Genomic DNA, 25,875 nt, shown 5'->3' on the forward strand with positions numbered 1-25,875 from the left:
GGAAGACCCGCAGGGCCCCACGCGCGGTGGGGCCGCCTGCGGGAGCGGGTGCTTACTTGCAGCTGGACTTGTACACGTACTGCGCGAACGCGGGCTGGTTGATGTTCGCGCGGGTCAGGCCGACCCCGCCGGTGGGGATGGACTTGGCCACGGCCTGGCCCATCAGGGCCTTGCGGGCGGTCTCGACGGCCAGGGCGCCCATCTGGGCGGGTTTCTGCGCCACGATCGCCTGGATCTGGTTGCTCTTGAGGGCCGCGACGAGGGCGGGGGCGGCGTCGAAGCTCACGACGCTGATCTTGTCGCGGCGGTCCTCGGGCAGCTGGCGGATCGCGCCGGCTGCGACGAGCGCCTCGTTGTTGGCGATCAGGAACATACCGGTGATGTCGGGGTTCGCGGCGAACGCGGCGCTGAATGCGGAGGCGTCCTCGCTGGCGCCCTTGTAGACGATCTTGATATTCTTGTGGTTGGCCTTGATCTCGTCGATGAAGCCCTGGATGCGGTCGGCGACGGTGGTGATGCCGGGCGTGATGGGGGGGATCAGCGCGGTGCCCTTCTCACCCATGAGTTTGGCGAGGGTGCGGGCGGCCTCGGCGCCCAGGGCGCGGTTGTCCGAGGAGATGTTGCTGACCACGAAGCTGGAGTCCGCGAGGCGGGTGTCCACGCCGATGATCTTGATGCCCTTGTCGTTGGCGGCCTTGAGGGGCGCGAACAGGGCGCGGCCGTCGTTCACGGCGATGGCGATGGCCTGTGCGCCGCTGGCGGTCACGGCGTTCACCACGGGCGTCTGGAGGGTGGCGTCCCAGCGGGGCGCGCCCTGCACGGTCAGTTCCACGTCCCCGAGGCGGCGGGCGGCCTCGACGGCGCCGCACTGCATGGAGGTGTAGAAGTTGTCGGTGGTGGTGCCCAGGATCAGGGCGATCTTGTACTTCTTGGGGGCCGTCTGGGCCTGCGCGGGCTGCGCGGCGCTGATGAGGAGGAGGGTGCTGAGGGCGGCGGTGCTGAAGTGACGCATGGTGTGCTCCTTTAGGTGGGTCCGGTGGACCGGGTGACGGGGCGGGGCTGGGGGGTGCGGGCCGGGTGGGGTGGCGTCAGCCGCCTTCGGTGCGGCCGCGGCGTTTGACGAGATCGATGTAGACCACGGCGATCAGGACGATGCCGACGATGATGTACTGCCAGTAGGGGAGGACCTGCATCATCACGAGGCCGTTGGAGAGCACGCCGGGGATGAACACGCCGACCGCCGTGCCGACGACCGTGCCGGTCCCGCCGAAGAGGCTGGTGCCGCCCAGGACGACCCCGAGGAGCGCGGTGAGGTTGTCGTTCTGGTGGGCGGCCAGGGTGGTGGAGCCGTAGCGGGCGAGGCTCATGAAGCCAGCCAGACCGGCCCCGGCGCCGGAGATGAGGTACAGGGTGATGGCGACGCGGTCGATGTTGATCCCGGCGCGGCGGGCGGCCTCGGCGTTCGAGCCGGTGGCGCAGGTGTACTGCCCGAAGCGGGTCTGGGAGAGGACGAACGAGCCGATGGCGACGGCCAGGGCGGCCACGACGATGGGGACGGGCAGGCCGAGCACCTTGCCCTGGCCGATGTGGTCGAGCATGACCTTGGGCACGGCGTACAGGTCCACGCCGCCTGTGAGGACGTACGCGGCGCCCTGCGCGACACTGAGGGTGCCGAGCGTGACGATGATGCTGGGCACGCGCGCCTTGACGATCAGGAAGCCGTTCACGAGTCCGGCAAGCAGGCCCGTGCCCAGGCAGACGATCAGCCCGATCAGGACCGCGCCCCACCCGCCGTCGGCGCCGCCCAGGGCGCCCATGGCCTGGGTGCCCAGAACGCAGGAGAACACCAGGACGGCGCCGACCGAGAGGTCGAAGCGGGCGCTGGTCATGATGAAGGTCAGGCCCACGCCCAGCAGGACGATGCCGGAGTAGTCGACCATCAGGGTCTGGATGTTGTAGAGGGTGGCGAACTTGCCGGGGAACAGCGCGGTGAACAGCGCCATGACGACCAGCAGGGTGCCGGCGGTGAGCATGGCCTGGGAGGCCAGCACGCGGCGCAGCGCGAGTTTGGCGGGGGCGGGCGGGGTGGGGCGGGTGGTGGTCATGCGGCTCCCGTGACGCTCAGGCCGGTCATGTCGGCCACGACTTCCTCGATGCTGGTGTCGGCCTTGCGGCGCGCGGCGACGCGGCGGCCCAGGCGCAGCACCTCGATGCGGTCGGCGACCTCGAAGACGTGCTGCATGTTGTGGCTGACGAGCACGACCGCCACGCCCTGGTCGCGGACGCGCAGGATCAGGTCGTTCACGTGCCGGGACTGCACCACGCCGAGGGCAGCGGTGGGTTCGTCCATCAGGACCATCTTGCTGGCCCAGACCATGGCGCGGGCGACCGCGACGCCCTGGCGCTGCCCACCGGACATGCCGATGACCTTGGCTTGGGCGTCCTGGATGTTCACGCCCAGGCGGGTGAAGGCCTCGACGGTGCGCTCGTGCATGGCGCGGCGGTCGAGCATGCCCAGGCGGCCCAGCAGGCCGGGGCGCAGGATCTCGCGGCCCAGGAAGAGGTTCCCGGAGGGGTCCATGTCGGGCACGAGGGCGAGGTCCTGGAAGACGGTCTCGATGCCGAGGGTGCGGGCGTCGAGGGGCGAGGTCATCTGGACGGGACGCCCCTCGAAGAGAATCTGGCCCTCGTCGGGCTGGATGGTACCGGTGATGGCCTTGACGAGGGTGCTCTTGCCCGCGCCGTTGTCGCCGAGCAGGGCGACGACCTCGCCGGGGTAGACGGTGAAGTCGGCGCCGCGCAGGGCCTCGACGTGCCCGTAGCGTTTGGTGATGCCTCGGGTTTCCAGCAGGGGTGGGGCCGACATGAGTTCCTCCGGTGCGGTGCAGGGGGCGGCGTCACGGACCGGGTGTCCGGGACGGGGGCGGGGGTAATCCGGGGTGGGATCTGATCTGTGTGACAACGTTGACATGACTGTAGGTCCAGCTTCGTGGAAAGTCAATGCACTCGACAGGCCACCCGCCCCGGTAAGCCGCATACGCCAGGCCGGGCGAGGGCCCGGCAGGCCGCGGCTGTTCAAAAACCCGGCGAATTGAACCGAGTCGAGACAACGTTGACATGGCGTACTGGCGGCTGCGCAGCGCTTTACCCCCGCGGGAGGTACACTGCCCGAATGAACGCCCGCCCCACGATGCAGGACGTCGCCCGCCTGGCTGGCGTCAGCATCAAGACGGTCTCCCGCGTGGTCAACAACGAACCCCGCGTCGACCCCGACACCCGCGCGCGCGTGCAGGCCACCATCGACGAACTCGGCTTCCGCCGCAACGAACAGGCCCGCAGCCTCCGCCCCGGCCAGAGCAGCTCCCTGATCGGCCTCGTCAGCGGCGACCTCGGCAACCCCTTCTATTCCGCCATCGCCCGCGGCATCGAGGAGGTCGCCTACGAACACGGCCACCTCCTGCTCACCGCCAGCAGCGAGGAACAGCCCGCGCGCGAACGGCAACTCCTCGAAACGTACCTGCAACACAACGTCGCGGGCCTGATCGTCGCCCCCACCCTTGACGCCGCCCACACCATCACGCCCGAACTGCTGCGCGGCGTGCCGCTCGTCAGCGTGGACCGTCCCGTCAGCGATCCGGACCCATTCGACACCGTGCTGCTCGACAACCGCGCCGGCGCCTACCGGGCCGTCACGCACCTCATCCACGACGGCCACACCCGCATCGGCATCATCGACGGCAACCCCCGCGTGTACACCGGGCAGGAACGCACCGCCGGGTACCTGAACGCCCTGCGTGACGCCGGACTCACCCCGCACCCCAACCTCATGATTCACGGCCACCACGGCGCCCAGCACGCGGAACAGGCCACGCACCAGCTGCTCAGTCAGGACCAGCGGCCCAGCGCGATCTTCGCCACCAACAACCGCATCGCCACCGGCGTCATCCGCGCCCTGCACGCCCGGCGCCGCACGCTGGCGGTGGCCAGCTTCGACGACTTCGAATTCGCCGACGTCATCAACCTGCCCCTGACGCTCGTCTCCTACGACGCCATGGACCTCGGCCGCGCCGCCGCCCGCCGCCTCCTGCAACGCATCCAGGGGGACACCAGCCCGCCGCAGCGCCTGACGCAGCCCGTCACGCTGCGGGTGCCCGGCGAGGCCCACTGACCACCCCCACCGCGGCCGCCCGGCGGTCACATGTGTCCCCGACAGGAGAGAGGGACCGCTACCCTGCCGGACGTGACCTCCGCCGCCCCGGCCACCCGCTCCCCGCAGACCCGCTGCCCTGCCCCGCTGCTGGACGCGGCAGGCACCCTGCACGCCGGGCCGGAAGAGACCGGTGCCAAGGCGTGGTCCCTGGCCCGCCTGCACCACTACGGCTTTCGCGTGCCGGAGGTGCTGGTCGTGCCCGCCCACGTGCACCGCGACTGGCTGGATACGGCGCCTGTGCCCAGCACCCGCCCGGATCTCCTGAGGGCATGGGCGGCCCGCGCGCCGCTCCCGACTGCTCTGGTGGCGGCGTTGCAGACCCTGGCCGGGCGTGGCCGGCACTGGCGCGGCGGGCACTGGGCCGTGAGATCCTCCTCGCCGCACGAGGACCACGCGGCGCACGCGTTCGCCGGGCAGTACCTCACCCGCCTGAACGTCGCGGCCGCCGACCTGCCCACGGCGGTGCGGGACGTCTGGCAGTCCCTGTGGACCGAGCACGCCGTCACGGCCCGCGCGCGCAGCGGCGCCAGGCCCGACATGGCAGTCCTGTTGACCCCGATGGTGGACGCGGTCAGCAGCGGCGTGACCTTCACGGCCGACCCCGTCACGGGAGCGCCGGACCGTCTGAGCGTTCACGCGGCCTGGGGCCTGGGGGAGCAGGTCGTGCAGGGCCACGCCGCGGACACGTGGACCTTCCGCACCGACCCCCTGACCAGCACGTTGCGCCTGATCAGTGCCCATGTGGCCAGCAAGACGGAACAGGTCCGCCCGCAGCCGGGCGGTGGCGTGCAGGTCACCGGGGCGCCCCCCGGGCAGGCCGATCAGCCCGCCCTCAGCCGCCCGCAGGCCCTGAACGTGGCGCAGCTGACCCGCCTGGCGGCCCTGAGTCTGGACTTCAGCAGGCCCTGCGACCTCGAATGGGCCTTCGACGGCCGCGACGTGTGGCTTCTCCAGGCCCGGCCCATCACCACGCCGCCCCTTCAGCCCATCATGTGGACCCGGGGGAACATCGGCGAGGTGACCCCGCACCCCCTGCGCGCCGTGGACTGGAGCGCCGCGCAGGTCATCACGCCCCACGTCCTGAACGGGGCGCTCACCGTGGCCCGAGTGCCCGCCGAACCGGACGCCCCGCGCTGCGCGCTGCGCGGCGGGTACCTTTACCTGAACGCCACGGGCCTGCACCGCGATCTGCGCCGCGCATTCGGCCTGACCGCGGCGGACGTGAACGCCCTGATCGGCGGCCCACCGCTCGCGCCCGCAGACGAGGTCACGCCAGTTGTGCGGTCCGTCCAGATGGCCAACCTGCTGAAGCTGGCGGTCCGCATGCCCGGGCTGCGCCTGCTGGGCCGCTTTCAGGCCACGCGGCTGATCCGCTGGAGCGCGCGGCAGGCCGGCGCGGCCCTGCCCACAGGCCCGGCAGCGCTTTCCCAGGCCCTGGAGGCCACCTTCGGTCAGCTGCTGGGCCGGCGGGCGCTGTTCCTGCTCCAGGGGAGCGGCGCCGCCACCTGGGTGCTGCGGGGACTGCTCACGACCCTGCGGCCCGGCGAGGGCCCGGCGCTGGCGCTGGATCTGCTGCAGGGGGGCCGCCCCAGCGTCAGTGCCGCGCAGGCGCATGACCTGGCCCGACTGGCTGATCTCGCCCGGACCGATCCGGCCGCGCGGGCGTGGCTGCAAGCGGCCGAACCGGACTGGCCGCCACCCCATCCGGTTGGGCGGCCGCTGCGCAGAGGCCTTCAGCGGTTCCTGCGCCGGTACGGGCACCGCGCCACCCTGGAGAGCTACAGCTCGCCGCCCCGCTGGCGAGACGACCCCCGGCCGGTCCTGGCCCACCTGGCCCTGCTGCTCGACCGGCCGCCCCTCACGGCCCGGCCCCGCCGCCCGGTCCGGGCCGCCCTGTGGTGGCCGGTCGCGGCGCTGCTGGCCGCGCTGGCCCGTCAGGAACTCCGCGACCGTGAACTGGGCCGCAGCGCCGTCTTCAGTCCCGTCGGACCGTACAGGCGCGTGCTCCTCGGCGCCGGGACCCAGTGGGCCGCGCAGGGCGTCCTGACCCGGGCGGAGGACGTCTTCGACCTGACGCTGCCCGAGGTGCACGCCGCCCTGCGCGGCGAGCGGCCCCTCAGGGGCCTGCGTGACCTCACCCGTGACCGTCAGGCCACCCTGGCCCGTCAGCAGGCAACGCGCCCGCCTGATCTCCTCATGGAAGGTTCCGTCAGTCCAGCTCAGGCCTCACCGCCCCCAGCGCCGCCGGGAGGGCTCCCCAGCTGGTCCGGGACCTGCGCCAGCCGGGGTGCTGTCACGGGCCGCGCGTGCGTGCTGCGTAGCCCGGCCGACCACGCCGACCTGCGCCCCGGTGACATTCTGATCGCCCCCAGCGCCACGCCCGCCTGGACGCCCCTGTACCTGCAGGTCCGGGGACTCGTGCTGGAGACCGGCGGCCTCCTCTCACACGGCGCGATCGTGGCCCGCGAATTCGGGCTGCCCACCCTCATCAACGTCCCGGGGCTCCTGAACGAGGTGCAGACCGGCGATCACCTGCACCTTGACGCGACGAACGGCACGCTCACCCGCGTGGCCCGGACCGGTCCATGACCGCCCGGTCCCTGCGTCAGCGGGTCATCCGCGCCGCGCTGCTGTTCCTAGGGTTCAAGTTCGCCACGTTGCTGGTCAATGCCCTGAGCCTGCCGCGCCTGCACGCTGCTCCGGCGCCCGGGGCGCGCCGCGTGTCCATCCTGATTCCCGCGCGGGACGAGGCGCGCAACCTCGCCCAGCTGTTGCCGGGCGCGGTCCGGCAGGGGGCGCTGGAGGTCCTGGTGATTGACGACGGCAGTACCGACGGCACGGCTCAGGTGGCCCGCGCGGCCGGCGCGCGCGTCGTGCCGGGCCGGCCCCTTCCACAGGGCTGGAAGGGCAAGAGCTGGGCCTGCCATCAACTGGCCGAGCAGGCCAGTGGGGACATCCTGTTGTTTCTGGACGCCGACGTGCGCCTGCACCCGGGCGCCGCCGCCGCTCTGGCCGCGCACCTTCAGGCCAGCCGGGCGGGCCTGGTCAGCGTGCTGCCCCGCCCGCAGCAGCTCAATCTCGGCACCCGTCTTCTCGCGCCGCTGGTGGACGTGATGGTGCTCACGTGGCTGCCGTACCCCATCCAGCGGCTGCGCTGGCCCGGCGCGACCACCGCCAACGCGCAGGTGATGGCCTTTCGCCGCGCGGCGTACGACGCGGCCGGTGGGCACCGCGCCGTGCGCCACGAGATGCTGGAGGGCACCCAGCTGGCCCGGCGGGTGCGGGCCACTGGCTGGCCGGTCACGAAGACCGTGGGCGCCGCCCTGATCGGGATTCGGGCCTACGCCTCCTATCCGGCGTCGGTGCAGGGGTTCAGCAAGCACGCGCTGCACGTGCACCTCGGCTCGCGGGCGCTGATGGTCGCGCTGAGCGCGCTGCATTTTCTGGTGTACACGTGGCCGTGGCTGATCCCGGCCGGTGGGCGCGCGCACTGGGCGCTCCGTCTGCTGGGCCCGGCCGAGCGGATCCTGGTGAACCTGTTCACCGGGCGGCGCCGCGCTGCGGACCTGGGTGAAGGCCTGCTCGTTCCCCTGACCCTGCCGGCAGCGCTGCCGGCTTACCGGCTCGCCCTGCGAGCGCGGGTGACCTGGAAGGGACGCGCCTATGAGAACGACCCGTCCCGGCCCTGATCCGGGAGATCAGGTTACAAATCACTTTACATTACAAAGTGATGGGATTATGGTGGCGGGCATGTCTGACGTGTCTGCCCTCTTCGAGCCCTACACCTTCCGCAGCGGCGTGCAGGTCCGTAACCGCCTGGCGCTGGCGCCCATGACCACCACCTCCGCCGACCCGGACGACAACGTTTCCGCCGCGGAACTCGACTACATCGCCCGGCGTTCCGCTGGCGTCGGCCTGGTCATCACGGCGGTCGCCTACGTCACCCCGGGCGGCAAAGGCTTCCCCGGCCAGTTCGGCGCTGAACACGACGGCCGCCTCGACAGCCTGCGCGCCCTCGCCGGACGCATCAAGGCCGCCGGCGCCCGCGCCGTGCTCCAGATCTTCCACGCCGGACACAACGCCCCGCCCGAACTGGTGGGTGGAGACGTCACCTCCGCCAGCGACGTCCCGTCCACCCAGGCGCACCGCGCCCACGTGCCGGTCCGCGCGCTGAGCAGCGACGAGGTGGCCGCCATCGTCCGGGACTTCGGCCACGCCACCCGCCGCGCCATTGACGCCGGTTTCGACGGCGTGGAAATCCACGGCGCCAACGGCTACCTGATCCAGCAGTTCGTTTCCGCGCACAGCAACCGCCGCGAGGACCAGTGGGGCGGCACTCCCGAAAAGCGGCTCGCGTTCCCGCTGGCCATCATTGACGAGGTCCAGCGGGCCCGCGCCCAGGCCCCCCAGCCGTTCCTGATCGGGTACCGGTTCTCGCCCGAGGAACCGCAGGATCAGGGCCTGACCATGCACGACACCTTCGCGCTGCTGGACGCGCTGCGCGAACGCCACCTCGACTACGTGCACGTGTCTCTGCACGAGTACGACGCCACCCCCCGCCGCGGCGGCGACCCCGACCGCACCCGCCTCCAGCAGATTGCCGAGCACCTGGGTGACACGCCCCTGATCGGCGTGGGCAACATCTGGACGCCAGCAGACGCCCAGCGCGCCCTGGACCTGGGTGCGACCTTCGTGGCCCTGGGGCGCGCCCTGCTGCTTGACCCGGAATGGGTTCAGAAAGTGCAGGCTGGCCGCGCCAACGACCTGCGCACCACCTTCACGCCTGCCGACCGCGACGCCCTCACGCTTCCGGAACCCATGTGGGGCGTCCTGACCGGATTCATGCTCAAAGACCGCCTCGTCACACCCGCCGAAGCTCACGCCTGACCCGGCGACCATGACCGGCTGAGCCTGCGGTTCCCGCGCAGGCCCGCCGCGCCAGGGAACAAACAATCAGACGCCTCGCTGAGGCCCTGCGCCGCCCGGCACTCCACGCGAGTGCCGGGCGGCGCCCGTCTTGTGGGGTGTGGCTGGCGCTTCTGGTCCTGGGCGGTGGCGGCCGCTGCGTGGGGTGGAACGGCCGGGTGCTGAAGGGAGGCGCCTTTGTGAGCGTTGCTGATCGAGTGTTGACATGATTGATTGTTTGTGCGCATACTCATGGCACGAAGAGGAAATCAATCAGACACGCTCAACCGAGAGCGATGCCATGGAGGAGTGCATGCAGTACGCCACCCGCCTCAATTCACTCAGGTCCAGACCGGAGCTGTACTTCCCGCCGGGCCGGATCACCACCCTCGATCTGCTGCGCCGCGCCACCCAGATTCAGGGCCTCAACTCGCTGAGCATGAACTACCCCGAGCACTTCGCCGACACGACCCTGGCCGAGGTTCGCCAGTTTCTGGGCGACGCCGGGCTCACGCTCGACAGCCTGAACATCCGCTTCCCGGCAGAGGACTTCGGGGACGGCGGCTTCACCCACCCGGACGCCCGCGTGCGGCAGGCCGCCATCGACCTGACGTGCCGCGCCGTGGACGCCTGCGTCGAGCTGGGTGGACAGGACATCATCGTCTGGCCCGGGTACGACGGCTTCGACTACCCCTTCCAGGACGAGTACGCCCGCATGTTCGACGACACCGTGGCGGCGTTCGCGCGGATCGCAGCGCACAACCCGGCGGTCCGGATCGGCATCGAGTACAAGCCGCGCGAACCCCGCAAGCACTCGCTGCTGGCCAACATGGGCGAGACGCTGCTGGCGGTCAGTGCCGTGGACGCCGACAACCTGGGCGTCGTGCTCGACTACTGCCACACCCTGATGGCCAACGAGCACCCGCCGAAGGTGGCGGGGCTGGCCCTGGGACGCGGCAAACTGTTCGGCGTGCACCTCAACGACGGCTACGGCCAGCAGGACGACGGCATGATGGTGGGCACGGCCTCGCTGGTCACGACGGTGGAACTGCTCGTGACGCTGCTGCGGCACGGCTACGCCGGATCGATCTACTTCGACACCTTCCCCGTCCGTGAGGACCCGGTGCGTGAATGTGAGTGGAACATCCGCATCTCTGAGCGTTTGCTCGGGATGGCCCGGGAGGTCGTGGCCACCACGCCGCCCAGCACCACCCACGACCCCTTCACCGTGACCCGCGTGATCGAACAGCTGCTCATCCCGGAGCGGGTGCATGTCTGACGTCCTGGTGGTGGGCAGCATTCACCTTGACCGCATGGTGAGCGTGGCCGCCTTCCCCCAGCCCGGCGAGACCATCGTCTCGCTGGACACCTGGACGCAACTGGGCGGCAAGGGCGCCAACCAGGCCGTGGCCAGCGCGCAGCAGCATCCGACCCGGCTGGTGGCCTGCGTCGGCCGGGACCGGGACGGCGAACAGGCCCGCGCCCTCCTGACCGCCCGGGGCGTCAGCGTGGTCCTCAGCGAGTCCGCGACCCAGGCGACCGGCAGCAGCGTCGCCCTGATCGACGCGGCCGGCGAGAACATGGGCATCATCGCGCCCGCCGCCAACACCGACCTCACGCCAGCCGCCGTCACCGCCGCGCTGGACACGCCGCCCGCCCTGGTCCTCTGCCAGTGGGAGACGCCGCCGGACACCCTGAGCGCCGTTCTGGAGGCCGCCCGCCGCCGCGGCATTCCCACCCTGCTCAACGCCGCGCCCTGGCGCGAGGACTACCGCGCCCTGCTGCCCCTGGCCGATCACGTGATCGTCAACGCGGTCGAGGCCGCCGCCTGGCTGGGCCGGCCGGTCGACCCGCACGCCCAGACCCTTCCCTTCGACCATCCCAGCGTCACCGTCACCCTCGGAGCGGACGGCGCCGCCCACTACGCGCGCGGCCACCTCCGCCACCGCCAGCCCGCCCCCCGCGTGCAGGCGCAGTCCACCCACGGGGCCGGCGACCGCTTCGTGGGCACCCTCGCCGCGCACCTCGCGCAGGGCCGCGCCCTCCCGGACGCCCTGAGCGCCGCCAGCGCCGCTGCCGCCACCTTCGTGCAGACCCTCCACAAAGCCGAACTTCACACCGAACTTCAGCCTCACCGTTAAAGGAGCACACTCATGCGCAACCGGACTGTTCTGACCCTGACCCTGGCCCTCACCGCCCCGCTCGCCGCGGCCGCCACCTTCTCCCCGGACGCGGAAAAAGACCGCATCGACTCCACGCAGCTGACCGCCAAGTTCGGCCCCGTCCCCAAACTCCCGGCCGACACCCGCATCGGCGGCGTGATGAAGGCGCTGTCCAACGAGTACTGGCAGCTGCTGCGCAAGGGCTACCAGAATGGCGCGCGCAAGTACGGCGTGCAGGTCGACGCGCAGGCTCCCAGCAACGAGAGTGACCAGATCGGGCAGCTCAGCATGATGAACACCATGATGGGCAAGGGCTACAAGGCGTTCCTGCTCTCGCCGCAGACGGACGCGAACCTGCTGCCCGGCGTGCAGCGCGCCAAGGACCGCCAGCTGCTCACCATCAACGTGAACGACGCGCTCGTGTCCACCACCCCACACTTCGTCGGCAACATCCAGCGCCAGAACGGCGTCAGCGTCGCCGAGTACCTCATCAAGACATTCCCCGCAGGCGGTAAGGTCGCCGTGATCGAGGGCCAGCCCGGCGTGTACGCCGCGGGCCAGCGCACCGGCGGCTTCAAGGACACCCTCGCCAAGAGCAAGTTCAAGATCGTGGCCAGCGTGCCCGCCAACTGGGACCGGCAGCAGGCCTTCAACGTCGCCCGTGACATCCTGCGCAAGAACCCGGACCTGACCGCGTTCTACGCCAACAACGACACCATGGCCCTCGGCGTGGTCGAAGCCGTGAAGTCCGCCGGGCGACTCGGCAAGACCCTGGTCTTCGGCACGGACGGCATCAACGCCGCCTACGACAGCATCAAGAAGGGCGAACTGACCGGCACCGTGGACTCCTTCCCGGTCCTGACGGGCGAGGTCGCCATGGAAGTCACGGTGCGCCTGCTGGCCGGGCAGAAACTGCCGCGCGTGATCGCCACGCCCCAGGCGCTGGTCACGAAAGCCAATTACAAGCAGTACGAGCAGTTCAAGTAAGGAGCTGCCCGTGACCGCACTCCTGTCCGCCCACGACATCCGCAAAGCCTTCAGCGGCGTGACCGTGCTGCAGGGCGTGTCCTTCAGCGTCGAGCCGGGCGAGGTGCACGCCCTGCTGGGCGAGAACGGGGCCGGCAAGTCCACCCTGCTCAAAACCCTGTTCGGGATCTACCAGGCGGACAGCGGCGTCCTGCGGGTGGACGGCCAGGAGGTCACCTTCCGCGGTCCCCGCGACGCGCAGCGGCACGGCGTCGCCATGATCCACCAGGAGCTCGCGCTCGTGCCTGAACTGAGTGTCGCGCAGAACGTGCTGCTCGGGCAGGAAGGGCAGGGCCCCTGGCTGAACTACCGCCACCTGAATGACCGCGCCCGGCCGTACCTGGACCAGGTCGGGCTGCAGGTAGACCCCCGCCGACCGGTGCGGCAGCTGACCATCGCGCAGCAGCAGATGGTGGAGATCGCCCGCGCCCTGGCGCTCCAGGCCCGGGTGATCATCATGGACGAGCCGACCTCCAGCCTCGCCATGCAGGAGATCGAGGCGCTGTACGGCGTGATCCGCACCCTGACCGCGCGCGGCGTGGGCATCGTGTACGTCAGTCACCACTTCGACGAGATCGAGGCCCTGGCCGACCGCGTGACTGTGCTGCGCGACGGCCAGCACATCGCCACCGTGGACCAGCGGGCCGTGACCCGCGAGCAGCTGGTGTCGATGATGGTCGGCCGGGACATTCCGGCGCTGCACGGTCAGGCGCCCCGGCCCCTCGGGGACGTGCGGCTGGACGTGCGGGGCCTGACGCGCCGTGGCGTGTTCGAGGACGTGACGTTCCAGGTGTGCGCCGGGGAGATTGTCACGCTGGCGGGCCTGATCGGCTCGGGCCGCACCGACGTGCTGCGCGCCGTCTACGGCGCGGACGGCGGCGTGACCGGCACCGTCCACCTCGACGGGGAGGCGCTGGCGCGCCGCTCGCCGGACCGCCTGATGCGCCGCGGCGTGGGCTTCATCGCCGAGGATCGCCGCCAGCAGGGCATCGTCCCGGACGCCCCGGTCAGCCTGAACCTGCTGCTCACCAGCTGGGCCAAGGGCAAGGTGGGCCTGGGGGCGCGCGAGAGCCGCGCCGTGGTCGAGCCGCTCATGGAGCGGCTGCGCGTGCGGCCCGCCAACCCGCAGCAGATCATCCGGCGCCTGTCGGGTGGCAACCAGCAGAAGGTCATCCTGGCGCGCTGGCTGGCCGCTGGCTGCACGCTGCTGCTCATCGACGAACCCACCCGCGGGATCGACGTGGCCAGCAAGGCCGACCTCTACGCGCTGCTGGACGAACTCGCGGCGCAGGGCGTGGCGGTGCTGATGGTCTCGTCGGAACTGCCCGAGGTGCTGCGCCTGAGTGACCGTGTGCTCGTCATGCGCGGCGGGCGCGTCGCGGGAGAACTCTCAAGGCAGGAGGCCAGCGAGGAACGCATCCTCGCGCTGGCGACAGGAGCGAACGCCGATGCAACAGGTTACGCAGATGCAAGCGACTAAACGGCCCAACGTTCTTCAGCAGGTGCGCGAGGCGGGCATCCTGGCGGTGCTGCTGCTCGGCGCGCTGATCTTCAGCTTCACGGTGCCGTCGTTCTTCACGGTGGACAACGTCATCAGCGGCATCGGCCTGAGCGCCGCGATTAACACGGTGGTCGCCATCGGCCTGACGTACGTGATCATTACGGGCGGCATCGACCTGAGTGTCGGGTCGGTCGCCGCGCTCGCCGCTGTGATCGGCGCGGACCTCATGCAGCGCGGCACGCCGGCCCTGCTGGCCGTGCTGATCGCGCTGGCCGTGGGCGCCCTCGCCGGGCTGATCAACGGGCTGCTCGTGACCCGCGTGAAACTCGCGCCCTTCATCGTCACGCTGGGTACCATGACCTTCTACCGCGGCCTGGCGCTGTCGTACACGAATGGTCAGCCGATCCTGTCCATGCCCGACGGGTTCAAGCAGGCGCTGGGCGGCACGGTGGCGGGCCTGCCCATGCCGCTCGTGATCGCGGTGCTGCTCGTGATCCTGGGCAGCCTGCTGCTGCGCTACACGAAAACCGGGCAGTACATCCTGGCCATCGGGGGCAACGCCGAGGCGGTGCGCCTGAGCGGCATCAACGTCAGCCGCTACACCACCCTGACGTACGTGATCTCCGGCGTGATGGCCGCCGTGGCGGCGCTGGTGCTGGTTGCGCAGCTGGGCGCGGCCGAACCCATCCTCGGGAACGGCTGGGAACTCAACGCGATTGCAGCGGCGGTCGTGGGCGGCGCCAGCCTCTCGGGCGGGAAGGGCAACATCGTGGGGGCGCTGCTGGGCGCGCTGCTGCTGAGCATGCTCCAGAATGTCCTGACGCTGCTGAACGTGCAGGCGTTCTACCAGATGCTCGCGACCGGCCTGATCATCATCGGGGCGATGGTCATCGACCGCTACACCCGCGGCGAGTAACGCGCGCGTCGGCTGGCACCGGGAGGCCCTGGTGCCAGCCGGCGCTGCTGTCCGGTGTCCCCCCGGCCCGTCAGGGGGCCGCGAGTACCAGCTCGGGCCCGGCGGTGCGCAGCCAGGGCAGGTCGGCGGCCCCGGCGTCCGTGATGATCTGCTGCACCTGATCCAGCGGGCACACCTGCGCCATGGCCCGCGCGCCGAACTTGGTGTGATCGGCCAGCAGGACCGTGCGGGCACTCGCGGCAATGGCCAGCCGCTTAACCACCGCTTCCTCCAGGCCCGCGTTGGACACGCCGCGTTCATCGACGGCGTGCGCGCCCATCAGGTACACGTCCGCGTGCAGGTCCCGCAGGTACGCCTCGGTCCAGGGGCCGGTGATGCTGAAGCTGTTGCTGCGCACCCGGCCGCCCAGCAGCAGCACCTCCGTCTCGCCCACGGCCAGGGTCTGCGCGGCGGGCAGGTCCAGCGTGATGGCCGTGATGGGCCGCCCAGCCAGGCAGCGCGCGACCTCCTGCATGGTGGTGCCCGCGTCGAGAATGACGGTCGCACCGTTCGGGATTTCCTGCGAGGCGCGCAGCGCGATTGCGGCCTTCTCGTGGCGCATGCGTGCCGCCTTGGCGGCGAAGGCCGGTTCCTGCGTGAGGCTCAGGCGGGCGCGCATGATGCCGCCGTGCGTGCGGGCCACGAGGCCCCGCTCGGACAGTTCAGTCAGGTCGCGCCGGACGGTTGCGAGGGACGCGCCGACCTCGTCGGCAATCTGCTGCGTGAGGAGCTTGTCGTGAATTTCGAGCAAACTGAGGATGCGTTCCTGACGCTCGAGCGGTAACAGCATGCGGTCAGTATACGCTCTGCCGTGATCGAATTCAGGGCAAACGTGCAGAAACAATCATGTCGGGCTGTCCTCCCGTCAACGTGGCCCCGCCGGGCGCAGTGACCCCAGCGTCGAAGCCGCCAGCGGACTCAGGGAACGGCCGCCGGCCCGCCGCACCTCAGCCGCTGGCCGCCGACCCGTGAACGATGCGGGCGTAGGCCGCCGGGTCCGTGGCCCCCTCGGTCGAGAGCACCAGCACGGAAGACGCCGGCGTCAACCCCAGGTGCGCCCGGACCCCGGCGTCACCCGGCAGCAGACTCAGCAGGCCGCCCGCCCCGGCCGCGCCACTTTCACCCGACTGGACGCCGTCCCGGGCCAGCAGGCGCATGGCCGCCTCCGCCTGCGCATCGGAGATCGCCGCCGCGGCGCTCAGGCCCCCCCGCAGGAATGGCCAGGCCAGGGGGGAGGTCTTCCCGCAGTTCAGGCCCGCCATGATCGACACGTGCGGGCCCGGCACCTCCGTCAGCTGCCCGGCCCTCAGGGAGGCCAGGACGCAGGCGGCACGGGCAGGCTCCACGCCGACCACCCGGGTGGCCCGGCCCGGAGCGCGGTAGTGCTGCACGGCCGCCATGGCCAGCGACCCCACTCCCATCTGCACGGCCATGACGTCCGGCTGCGGCGCGCCCAGCTCAGCCAGCTGTTGATCCACCTCCCGGAAGATGGTGCTGTACCCCTCCACCACCCACCCCGGCACCCGCGTGTACCCGTCCCAGGCGGTGTCACTGATCACCACGTGCCGGTCCCCGGCCCGGAGGGAGGCCGCCTCGACCGCCTCGTCGTACGTGCCGCGCACCACCTCGACCTGCGCGCCCTCGGATTCAATCGCGTGAATGCGGGCCGGGGCCATGTCGTCCGGCACGAGAATATGCGCGGCCAGGCCCAGCCAGCGGGCCACGCGCGCCACCGCCCGCCCGTGATTCCCGTCGGTTGCGGTGACCAGCGTCAGGGGCCGCTGGGGGCGCAGGCGCGCGGCCAGGTCCTCCAGCGTGGTCCACGGGCCGAACGGGTCGAAGCGGGTGTCCAGTTCACGGTACACCGCCCAGGACGCGCCGAGAATCTTGTACGCGGGCAGGTCCAGGCGCCGCGCTTCATCCTTCACCCAGGCGGCCCGCACGCCCAGGGCGGCCGCCAGGTGCGGCGCCGCCACGAGGGGCGTGGGGGCGTACCCGGGCAGGCGCCGGTGGAAGGCCAGCACCTCCGGGTCCAGGGCGGACGTGACGGTCATGGGGGGGGCCGGGTTCAGGTACGGGGGGGCAGGGGTCATCAAGGGCTCCTTGAAGGGTCAGGCGCAGAACGAGCGGACGGTGGCGGTCAGGGTCTGCCGGCACTGCTCCGCAGAAGAGAGGTCCACCCACTCCTCGGTGGCGTGGGCGCCGCCGCCACACGGCCCGAAGATGACGGTGGGAATCCCGGCGGCGGCCAGCAGCGCGGAATCCATCCAGAAGCTCTGTCCGATCACGGCCGGGCGCTGGCCCAGCACGTGGGTCGCGGCGGCCTGAAGGCTCTGCACGATGGGGGCGTCCGGCGCGATCCCGAACGCGTCGCGCGCCAGGGTGAGGCGGTGCTCCGCGTGGAAGTCAGGATCGGCCGCCAGGGCGCTCAGGCGGGCCGTGATCTCCTGCGTGACCGCCTCGGGCGTCTCGCCCGGCAGGGTGCGGCGCTCCACGAGCAGCGTGCAGCGCTCCGGGTAGCTGGACAGTTCCTGCCCCCCGCTGATCAGGGAGGCGTGAACGCTGCCGTGCCCGAGCAGCGGATGCGGCGGCCGCTGCCCCAGCTCCCGCCCCAGCGCCTCCAGCTGGCCCAGCACGCGGCCCATATGGGCAATGGCGTCCACGCCGAGGTCCGGGCGGGACCCGTGCGCGGCGCGGCCCTGCGTGATGATCTCGTGCCAGGTGAATCCCTTATGCGCTACGGCGACGCGCAGTTCGGTGGGTTCCGTGACGATCGCGGCGTCCGCCGTGACCCGCTCCAGCACGGCCTGCATGCCCAGGCTGGCGTGTTCCTCATCGGCCACGGCGGCCAGGATCACGTCGCCCCGCAGCCGGTCGCTGCGCACGTCCAGCAGCGTCAGGAGGCAGGCGGCCAGTCCGGCCTTCATGTCGTACGCGCCCCGGCCGTACAGGCGGCCACCGTGGACGCGCGGCGTGAAGGGAGCGGTCATGCCGTCCGTGCCGACCGTGTCGAGGTGGGCATTGAGGATAAGGGAGCGGCCTCCGCCTGTGCCGGGGACGCGGGCCAGGACGCTGGGCCGGCCGGGAGCGGCCTCGACGGTCTCTGAGGGGACGCCGTGGGTGGAGAGCCACGCCCGGATGAACTGGGCCAGGTCCGCCTCGCCGGGGCTGCCGGGAACCAGGGACGGATTGACGGAGTTCACGCGGACGAGATCTGCCAGCAGACCGGTGAGGGCTTCAGCCATACTGATATATTACATATCAGTTACACTTGATGGTACCCATGCCGATCCCCCCCACGGCTCCCCAACGGCCCCGCTCTCTGGCGCGCGAGGACGTCTACGCGCAGCTCAGCACCTGGATCATCGACGGCACCCTGCACCCAGAGGAGCCCCTGCGCGACCAGGACATCGCCGAGCAGCTCGGCGTCAGCCGCACCCCGGTCCGCGAAGCCCTGCGCCGCCTGGAGGACGAGGGCCTGATCGAGACGGCCCTCAACCGCTGGACCCGCGTCGCCCCCCTGCACCCCGGCCAGGCCACCGAGCTCTACCCGGTGGTCGAGGCGCTCGAGGAACTCGCCCTGCGCCTCGCCGCGGCCCACCTGACCCCCGCCGACCTGACCCTCCTGCGGGCCGCCAACCAGCAGCTGGCCCAGGCCACCGAGCGCCGCGACGCCGGAGCCGCCGTGGCTGCCGACGTCGCCTTCCACGCCGTCTGGATCACCCGGTCCGGGAATCAGGCCCTCCAGCAGACCCTGCACGGCCTGAAACGCAAACTGCGGCGCATCGAACGCGCCTACTTCGACGCCGCCAGCGCCGGGCAGGCGTCCGTGGCGGAACACGACCTCATCATCACCGCCCTGCACCACGGCCAGACGGATCAGGCGGTGATGGCGCTCAGGGCCAACTGGCAGGGCAGCCTCCAGCGCCTCCTGAACAGGCCGCGCTGACCACCACGCCTGAGTCGCCCAGGAGCGGCATCCCCTTGATCTTCAGGCGGACTCGTCGATGAACTCCACGTCCAGCCAGTACTCGGCGGCGCCCAGGTCCTCACCGGCGTCGCGCAGCACGTCCTGCCACGCCGCCCACACGTCGTCCCGCACGCCGTCGTGGCGCCTCAGGTGATCCGCCAGGGTCGCCCGCACCGCGCCGTCCACCGCCTCCACCTCCTCCCCGCGGTCCACGAGGTACAGGACGGTCAGCACGTCAGCCATCTCGGCGGCAGTCAGGTCGGCGGGGCGCATGCCCGCACCCTACCGGCTCCCCGGCTCGCCCGGATCTGCCCGCGCGGCCCCGGTCAAGAGGGACTCGGAGGGCTGTCCCCGGGTTGGCTCAAGGGCCGTTCAGGTGCGCCCCGGAGTGGCCCATCCGGGCGGCCAGCGCCGGTGCGGAAATCCGGCGTGATGACCGGTCCGCCGCGCGGCCCGGCGCTACCCTGGGGGCATGGCGACCCTCGTGATTGTCGAAAGTCCCGCCAAGGCCCGCAAGATCGCGGGCCTGCTGGGCGACGGGTTCGTGGTGCGCGCCTCGCTCGGGCACGTGCGGGACCTGCCGGGCAGCAAGGCTGAGATTCCCGAGCGGTACCGGGCACAACCCTGGGCGAACCTGGGCGTCAACCCGCAGACCTTCACGCCCATCTACGTCGTGCCGGCCGCCAAGCGCGCCACCGTGCGGGACCTTCAGCAGCTGGCGGCGAAGGCCGAGCGGGTCCTGTTCGCGTCCGACATGGACCGCGAGGGCGAGGCCATCTCGTACCACCTCAGCCGCCTGCTGAAGGTTGAGCAGCCCACCCGCATGGTGTTCACCGAGATCACCCGCGAGGCCATTCAGGCCGCGCTGAAGGCCACGCGGCCGCTGGACCTGCACCTCGTGGCGGCGCAGGAGGCCCGGCGGGTCATTGACCGGCTGGTGGGGTACCAGGTGAGCCCGCTGCTGTGGGGCAGCGTGGGCGGCAAACTCAGCGCGGGGCGCGTGCAGAGCGCGGCGCTGATGCTCCTCGCGCAGCGAGAAATGGCCCGCATGCGCTTTCGCCCCGCGACCTTCTGGGCGATCCGCGCGGAAGTCCTGACCCGCCCGAAATTCACGGCGACCGTCACGCACGTCCGCAGCAGCGAGCACCCCCAGGGCCTGCCCGTCGCGCGCGCCAGCGACTACACGCAGGACGGCGTGCTGAAACCCGGCGTGCACGTCCTGGAGATGACCGACGACCAGGCCCGCGCCCTGAGCGCCTACCTGGACGGCAAGGACGCCACCGTGACCCGTGTGGAGGTCACCGAGACCCGCTCGCGCCCCGCGCCGCCCTTCATCACCAGCACCCTGCAGCAAGCGGGCGGGCGGCTGAACCTCAGCGCCAAACAGGTCATGGACACCGCCCAGCGGCTGTACGAGGGCGGGTACATCACGTACATGCGCACCGACTCCCCGGCCCTGTCGGACGAGGCGCTGACCGAAGCGCGCCGGGAGGCCACGCGGCTGTTCGGCCCGGCCGCCGTTCCCGCCCAGCCCCGGCAGTACGCCACCCGCAACAAGAACGCTCAGGAGGCGCACGAGGCGATCCGGCCCGCCGGGACCACCTGGCGCGCCCCGGACAGCGTCGGCCTGAGCGGCGACGACCTGGCGGTGTACACGCTGATCTACCAGCGCACCGTCGCCTCCCAGATGCACGACGCCGTGTTCGACAGGACAGACGTGACCCTCACGTGCGGCGCCGCCACCCTCAGCGCGCAGGGCCGCGTGCTCAAGGAAGCCGGGTACCTGCACCTCCTTCAGGATGAGGAGGACGACAAGGAAGACCAGCGCCTCCCGGCCCTCCAGCAGGGCCAGCGGGTGCCGCTGAAGGCCCGCCCGCCCGAGGGGAAAAAGACGTCCGCCCCGACCCGCTTCACCGAGGCGACGCTCGTGCAGGCCATGGAAAAGGCGGGCATCGGGCGGCCCAGCACGTACGCGCAGACGCTCAGCACCCTCCAGACCCGCGAGTACGTCCGGCTGTCCGGCCGTCACCTGAGCGTGACCGCGGTGGGTCTGCTCGTCACCACGTACCTCGCCCGGCAGGTGCCGGAAGTCATGCAGAAGGACTTCACGGCGACCATGGAGGCCGGACTGGATGACGTGGCAGCCGGGGGCGTCACGCGGATCGCGTACCTGACGCGCTTCTGGACCGACGGTCTCGCGCAGACGATCCGCAAGGCGTCGCGGGACGCGCCGAACCTGCCCCTGCCGCACCTGGACGCCACGCGGCTGCGCGCAACCAGCAGCGGCCCGCACCTGGTGCGCGCCGGGCAGAGCGTACCACTACCCCCGGACGTGATTCCCGCTGACCTGGACGCCGATCAGACCGACGCGATCCTGAGCGGCACCTGGACCGCCAGGAAGACGGGGCGGCCGCGCGGTAGCCGGGGGACCGTCAAGGGCAGCAGGGCCAGTCGGGGCACGAAACGGCCCAAGAAGGCGGGCAAGACCAGCCGCACCGGGGACTCCTGATACGGGAGCGGCGGGGCCCAGTCGGACGCCCCGCCGGACTCCACCCGCCCTGCACCTGTCAGGTCACCGGGGCCGCCTCCTCGCGGCTCAGGAGGCGGCGCGCGGTCGTCAGGGCCTGCGCGACCACCTGATCCATGTTGTAGTACCGGTACGTGGCCAGGCGGCCCACGAAGGTCACGTCCGTCCGGGTGCGCGCCAGGGCCTCATAGCGGCGGTACAGTTCGGCGTTCTCCGGGCGCGGCACCGGGTAGTACGGGTCGCCCTGCGCCTGCGGGAACTCGTACACCACGCTGGTCTGCGCGTGCTCCTGCCCGGTGATGTGCTTGAACTCACTGACGCGGGTGTACGCGTAATCGTTGGGGTAGTTGACCGTGCCCGTCGGCTGGAACTGCGCCACGGGATGCGTCTCGTGCTGGAAGCGCAGGCTGCGGTAGGGGAGAGGCCCGTAACAGTGATCGAAGAACGCGTCGACCGGCCCGGTGTAGATCAGGTGCCGGTGCGCGATGACCGGCAGGACCTCGCGGTAATCGGTGTTCAGCAGCACGGGAATGCCGCGCAGGAGGTTCTGGAACAGCCGCGTGTACCCGTGCCGGGGCATCGCCTGGTACGTGTCCGTGAAGTACCGGTCGTCGCGGGTGGTGCGGGTGGGCACGCGCGCGGTGACGCTGGCATCCAGCTCGCTGGGATCAAGCCCCCACTGCTTGTGGGTGTACCCCTGGAAGAACTTGCGGTACAGATCACGCCCGATCTTGGACACGACCACGTCCTCGCTGGTGCGCACCTGCTCGACCGGTTCCGCGCGGGACGCGAAGAATTCCTCCAGTTCAAAGGACGTGAGGTTCAGGCCGTACAGGGCGTTCACGGTGTCGAGGTTGATGGGCATCGGGACGAGCTGCCCGTCCACGCTGGCCCGCACGCGGTGCTCGTAGGGCCGCCACTCGGTGAAGCGCGAGAGGTACGCGAACACGTCCGCCGAGTTCGTGTGGAAGATGTGCGGCCCGTACGGGTGAATCAGGACGCCCGCGTCATCGTAGGTGTCATAGGCGTTCCCGCCGACGTGGGCGCGGCGCTCCACGACCAGCACCCGGCAGCCCGCGCTGCGCAGCTGCTCGGCCAGCACGCTGCCCGCGAACCCCGCGCCGACAATCAGGTAATCGTATGGCTCAGCGGCTGGCCCGGCCTCCGGGCTCACGCGCGCCCCGAACGGACCGCTGCGGCTGCCCGCTCGGCCCGGACCTGCGCGGCCGCATCCAGCTGCCGCTGCATGTCCGCCCACGTCCTGCCCCACGAGAGCGTGCTCAGGTACGCGTCTGCCCGCGCGCGCCGGTCCTCGCCGCCGGGCGTGCCCGCCTCGGCCAGGGCGGCGCCGCACGCGGCACTGAACGCCTCGGCGCCGTCCGCGACCCGCACGAGGTCCTGCTGCCCGTACGGCCGGATCACGTCGCGGATGCCGGTCGACACGACCGGCAGGCCCGCCGCGAGGTACTCGGGGGTCTTGGTCGGCGAGATGAACGTCGTGGCGTCATTGTGCGCGAAGGGCAGCAACCCAGCGTCCCAGTGCGCCATGAACGCCGGCAGGTCCGCGTACGCCTGCATGCCGACGTAGTGCAGGTTGGGCGCCTGCGGCAGGTCCTCCGGGCTGATCTTCACGACCGGGCCGATCATCACGATCTGCCACTCCGGGTGCCGCGCGGCCAGGTCGCCCAGCAGCGCGGTGTCCAGCCGCTCATCAATCACCCCGGCGAACCCCAGGCGCGGGCGGGGCAGGTCCCGCTGCGCTGCCGGGTCATCCAGATCGGTGCGCGCCGCGTGAAAGTGCGCGGTGTCCACGCTGGACGGGAAGGGATGCGCGTTCGGATGCTGCTCGCGCTTGGCCTCGTACAGGCGGTGCCCGCCGGTGAAGACCACGTCCGCGCGGTCCAGGAGCGCCGCCTCCCGCACGCGCAGTTCGGGCGGCGCGCCACGGAACAGGCTGAGTTCATCCATGCAGTCGTACACCGTCAGGCGGGGGCGCAGCAGGGCCGCGACCGGGTATTCCATGGGCGTGTACACCCACAGGTCGTACTCCTGCACGCCCGCCTCCTGCACGAGGTTCCGCAGCAGCCGCGCCGTGCGGGCCTGCGACTCGGCCGGTGAGTGCCCGATCTCGATGTGCGGCACGCACACGTGCACGTTCGGCTGGACCTCCTGCACGTCCAGGTGATCGTCGTGCTGGCCGAAGATGGGTTCCTCGATGAAATAGACGGCGCGGTCGGCGGCGGCCTGCGTCATCAGATGCTGGGGCCGCTGGAACACGAAATTCCAGCGGAGGTGGGACAGAACAAGCAGGGCCGGCTGGGTGATGCGACTCATGGAGCCTCCTGAAAAGGGTCAAGCGGGCGCCAGCGCGCAGAGGAGCTGGCGTCGCCGGGTGGAGGCGGAATTTCCCGGACTCTAGCTCTGCCGTTCTGGTGCAAACGTAGCCATTGGTGCCGAATGACGACAGCGGGCCGGGTGTGTGAAGGTCGCGTTCAGGTTGAGGTTTCAGGCCTGCCCTGGACGCGCGCTTCGTCCCACAGCAGGTCGGTCGCTCCCAGCGGTCCACGGTGCAGTAACCACTGTGCGAGGGTCCCCAACGCGCGGCCCGGGTCCTGAGCGCCAGGTTCCAGACCGGCAACCAGCTGCCTGGCGCGCCCCGCCGCCTCACCGGTCAGCTGCTCGGCCACGGCCACGGCGGCCAGCGTGTCCTGCGGCGCCCGGTCCGGCATGCCCCTCGCGGCGGCCAGAACGGCCTGCCAGGCGCCCTCCTGCGCCGCCACCGCCCGCGCCAGCCTCCCCACGGCCGGGTCGTGCGCCGGGACGGCCTGCGCGCGCAGCTGCCCCCGGACCTGCTCGGTCACGTCATCGGCCGCGCCCAGTCGCGCCGCCAGTCCCCGCAGGGCCAGCACCGCCGCGTCCCCGGTGACCTGATCCGCCAGTGGGGCGTCAGGACGACCGGCAGGCCCGGACACCCGCAGGCTGGCCGCGGTGCCCCCCGGGGCCGGTGTGCCGCGCCCTGCCGCAGCCAGTTCAGCCGTCGCTGGCTGGCCGCCAGGGCCGCTCCGGGCGTCTGGCAGGCCGCACGGCCACTGGCGCCCCAACCACTGGGCGGCCTCCAGGTGCGCGCGGCCCACCAGGCGCAGCGTCCGGAGGCGGTCCTGTTCGGACCCCTGACCCGCCAGTCCGGTCAGCCCGGCGCGCCGCAGGGTCACGGCGGCCTGATCCAGAGTGCCGCCCCTGGCCGCGCTGAGATCCGCCAGTGCCGCGGCCAGGTGGCGGTCCGGGTCGGCGGTCAGCTCGGCCCCGCGCGCCTGCTCGTCCCGGCTCTGCTGCTCCTGCACCTGGGCGTCCCGCAGGGCGTCCAGCAGCGGCGCGTGCACCGGGCGGTACCCGTCCCGGTCCGGGTAGTCCCACAGGCCGTTGTGACAGTGGCGGTCGTCGTCCCAGCCCGGGTGGTTCACGACCGGGTACAGGCACACGCCGTGCACCGGCACGCCCTGGGCGCGCGCCTGCAGCGCCTCGGCCGCCACCCGCCGGAACCACGGCGCGCGCGCGTCATCCTCGGCGCCGGTCTCAGCGACCAGCAGGGGGCGGCCGTACCGGGCGTGCAGTTCGGCCAGCAGCGCCGACAGGGGCCGGTACGCGGCGTGCTCGGGCGGCAGCACCTCGCGCTGCTCATGCTCGGGGTGATGCCGCCACTGGTTGTACGGGTAGAAGTTCGCGCCGATGACGTCCAGGTAGCGGGGGTGGCCGCCCAGTTCCGGGTTCAGCCGGCCGCTGAGCATGTCCAGCGCCTCGAACTGCGCCTCGTGCATGGCCCGGGCGGTCAGGTCCTCCGCGGGCCGCTGCGGGTCGGGCGCCACGTGAATGAGCGGCTCGGCGTGCAGGAAGCGCGCGGTGGGCAGCACGTCACGCGCGGCGTCCATGCCCGCCAGGACCGCCCGGACCAGCGCCCGCTTGAGCCGCGCACCCTGATCCCGCGCGAACGGGTTGAGGTACCCGACCTCGCCGCCCGCCCAGGCAAAAAAGGACAGTTCGTTGATGGGGCACAGCCACACCGGTGTGGGCGGGTGCAGCGGCGACGCCTGCGCCGCGTGCCCCAGGTAGGCGGCGCACTCACGCGCGTACCGGGCAAACCGGGCGGGGAAGTCCGGCGCGAACACGTCCACGTGGTCCGGCACGCCGTAGTGCAGCAGGTCCCAGATGACCTGCACGCCCGAGTCCTGCGCGGCCTGCACCTGCGCCTGCGCGGACGAGAAGTCGAAAGTGCCGGGCTGGCGTTCAATGAGCGGCCAGCGCAGCCCGTCGCGCGCGCCGAGCAGGCCCGCGGCGCGCAGGCGGGCGTAGTCCTCTGCGGCGAAGTGATCGTGCCGGGTCGCGTCGATCACGTCCACCCGGCGGCCCGAGGGCCGGCGGTGGGCGCTGCATTCAAAGCCTCCCAGGAAAAAGGAGGGCAGCAGGGTGGATGACACGGCGCCCAGCATTGCACGCACCTGTAAGGCGACACTGCGGCGCGCGCCGCGCCGGCCAACACCGTTTCTTTAGGAAGGCCTCAGGGCCCGCGGTTATGGATGAGCTTGGTGGGAAACGTTGCATCTGCACGCCAAGAACCGCGCCTA

21 protein-coding genes are annotated in these 25,875 nt (G+C 71.4%); 11 read left to right on the forward strand and 10 right to left on the reverse strand.

Features of this window, described 5'->3' with window-relative positions; genetic code table 11:
* Nucleotides 1-52 precede the first annotated feature (52 nt).
* The 3 genes from IEY63_RS08540 to IEY63_RS08550 form a co-directional block, all read right to left on the reverse strand.
* Entirely contained in the window at nt 53-1,012 is a 960-nt protein-coding gene (locus IEY63_RS08540) for an ABC transporter substrate-binding protein (protein ID WP_189068589.1), read from the reverse strand.
* A gap of 76 nt (nt 1,013-1,088) precedes the next feature.
* Nucleotides 1,089-2,105: an ABC transporter permease gene (locus IEY63_RS08545; protein WP_189068590.1), complete on the reverse strand. Its 1,017-nt coding sequence runs from the start codon at nt 2,103-2,105 to the stop codon at nt 1,089-1,091.
* On the reverse strand, nt 2,102-2,866 hold the full coding sequence (locus IEY63_RS08550) for an ATP-binding cassette domain-containing protein (protein WP_189068591.1): 765 nt from the start codon (nt 2,864-2,866) through the stop codon (nt 2,102-2,104). The genes IEY63_RS08545 and IEY63_RS08550 overlap by 4 nt, the downstream gene beginning before the upstream one ends.
* Before the next feature lie 306 nt (nt 2,867-3,172).
* Here IEY63_RS08550 and IEY63_RS08555 point away from each other — a divergent pair, with 306 nt between their 5' ends.
* From IEY63_RS08555 to IEY63_RS08595, 9 genes are all read left to right on the forward strand, one after another.
* Entirely contained in the window at nt 3,173-4,168 is a 996-nt protein-coding gene (locus IEY63_RS08555; protein ID WP_189068592.1) for a LacI family DNA-binding transcriptional regulator, read from the forward strand.
* Nucleotides 4,169-4,240: 72 nt separating this feature from the next.
* On the forward strand, nt 4,241-6,799 hold the full coding sequence (locus IEY63_RS08560) for a PEP/pyruvate-binding domain-containing protein (protein WP_189068593.1): 2,559 nt from the start codon (nt 4,241-4,243) through the stop codon (nt 6,797-6,799).
* Complete coding sequence (locus IEY63_RS08565) at nt 6,796-7,899, forward strand: glycosyltransferase family 2 protein (protein WP_189068594.1); 1,104 nt, start codon at nt 6,796-6,798, stop codon at nt 7,897-7,899. The genes IEY63_RS08560 and IEY63_RS08565 overlap by 4 nt, the downstream gene beginning before the upstream one ends.
* Nucleotides 7,900-7,960: 61 nt before the next feature.
* Nucleotides 7,961-9,097, forward strand: coding sequence for an NADH-dependent flavin oxidoreductase (locus tag IEY63_RS08570; protein WP_189068595.1), 1,137 nt, complete (start codon nt 7,961-7,963; stop codon nt 9,095-9,097).
* 331 nt (nt 9,098-9,428) lie between these two features.
* On the forward strand, nt 9,429-10,394 hold the full coding sequence (locus tag IEY63_RS08575) for a sugar phosphate isomerase/epimerase family protein (RefSeq protein ID WP_189068596.1): 966 nt from the start codon (nt 9,429-9,431) through the stop codon (nt 10,392-10,394).
* On the forward strand, nt 10,387-11,256 hold the full coding sequence (locus IEY63_RS08580) for a PfkB family carbohydrate kinase (protein ID WP_189068597.1): 870 nt from the start codon (nt 10,387-10,389) through the stop codon (nt 11,254-11,256). Before IEY63_RS08575 ends, IEY63_RS08580 begins: the two co-directional genes overlap by 8 nt.
* Before the next feature lie 12 nt (nt 11,257-11,268).
* A complete protein-coding gene (locus IEY63_RS08585) occupies nt 11,269-12,264 on the forward strand; it encodes a sugar ABC transporter substrate-binding protein (protein ID WP_189068598.1) in 996 nt (331 codons plus the stop codon).
* Between the two features lie 10 nt (nt 12,265-12,274).
* Entirely contained in the window at nt 12,275-13,783 is a 1,509-nt protein-coding gene (locus IEY63_RS08590) for a sugar ABC transporter ATP-binding protein (protein ID WP_189068599.1), read from the forward strand.
* On the forward strand, nt 13,770-14,720 hold the full coding sequence (locus IEY63_RS08595) for an ABC transporter permease (protein WP_229784586.1): 951 nt from the start codon (nt 13,770-13,772) through the stop codon (nt 14,718-14,720). Before IEY63_RS08590 ends, IEY63_RS08595 begins: the two co-directional genes overlap by 14 nt.
* A gap of 70 nt (nt 14,721-14,790) precedes the next feature.
* On the opposite strand, the gene IEY63_RS08600 is transcribed toward IEY63_RS08595, so the two are convergent.
* The 3 genes from IEY63_RS08600 to IEY63_RS08610 form a co-directional block, all read right to left on the reverse strand.
* Nucleotides 14,791-15,549, reverse strand: coding sequence for a DeoR/GlpR family DNA-binding transcription regulator (locus IEY63_RS08600; RefSeq protein WP_229784587.1), 759 nt, complete (start codon nt 15,547-15,549; stop codon nt 14,791-14,793).
* 157 nt (nt 15,550-15,706) lie between these two features.
* Entirely contained in the window at nt 15,707-16,852 is a 1,146-nt protein-coding gene (locus IEY63_RS08605; RefSeq protein WP_189068601.1) for a diaminopropionate ammonia-lyase, read from the reverse strand.
* An 18-nt stretch (nt 16,853-16,870) separates the two neighbouring features.
* Nucleotides 16,871-18,004 (reverse strand): ArgE/DapE family deacylase, encoded by a 1,134-nt coding sequence (locus tag IEY63_RS08610; protein ID WP_189068602.1) that lies wholly within the window; start codon nt 18,002-18,004, stop codon nt 16,871-16,873.
* Between the two features lie 38 nt (nt 18,005-18,042).
* Here IEY63_RS08610 and IEY63_RS08615 point away from each other — a divergent pair, with 38 nt between their 5' ends.
* The gene (locus IEY63_RS08615; protein WP_189068603.1) at nt 18,043-18,708 is read left to right on the forward strand and encodes a GntR family transcriptional regulator; all 666 of its coding nucleotides are present in this window, start codon (nt 18,043-18,045) and stop codon (nt 18,706-18,708) included.
* 42 nt (nt 18,709-18,750) lie between these two features.
* Here IEY63_RS08615 and IEY63_RS08620 read toward each other — a convergent pair whose 3' ends face one another.
* Nucleotides 18,751-19,002, reverse strand: coding sequence for a hypothetical protein (locus tag IEY63_RS08620; RefSeq protein ID WP_189068604.1), 252 nt, complete (start codon nt 19,000-19,002; stop codon nt 18,751-18,753).
* Nucleotides 19,003-19,201: 199 nt separating this feature from the next.
* Here IEY63_RS08620 and topA point away from each other — a divergent pair, with 199 nt between their 5' ends.
* Complete coding sequence (gene topA, locus IEY63_RS08625; protein ID WP_189068605.1) at nt 19,202-21,238, forward strand: type I DNA topoisomerase; 2,037 nt, start codon at nt 19,202-19,204, stop codon at nt 21,236-21,238.
* 58 nt (nt 21,239-21,296) lie between these two features.
* On the opposite strand, the gene glf is transcribed toward topA, so the two are convergent.
* The 3 genes from glf to IEY63_RS08640 form a co-directional block, all read right to left on the reverse strand.
* Nucleotides 21,297-22,430 (reverse strand): UDP-galactopyranose mutase, encoded by a 1,134-nt coding sequence (glf, locus tag IEY63_RS08630; protein ID WP_189068606.1) that lies wholly within the window; start codon nt 22,428-22,430, stop codon nt 21,297-21,299.
* Nucleotides 22,427-23,590 (reverse strand): glycosyltransferase family 1 protein, encoded by a 1,164-nt coding sequence (locus IEY63_RS08635; RefSeq protein WP_189068607.1) that lies wholly within the window; start codon nt 23,588-23,590, stop codon nt 22,427-22,429. The genes glf and IEY63_RS08635 overlap by 4 nt, the downstream gene beginning before the upstream one ends.
* Before the next feature lie 158 nt (nt 23,591-23,748).
* On the reverse strand, nt 23,749-25,728 hold the full coding sequence (locus IEY63_RS08640; protein WP_189068608.1) for a glycosyl transferase family 1: 1,980 nt from the start codon (nt 25,726-25,728) through the stop codon (nt 23,749-23,751).
* Between the last annotated feature and the right edge of the window lie 147 nt (nt 25,729-25,875).

Source organism: Deinococcus radiotolerans (assembly GCF_014647435.1).
Taxonomy (GTDB): Bacteria; Deinococcota; Deinococci; order Deinococcales; family Deinococcaceae; genus Deinococcus; species Deinococcus radiotolerans.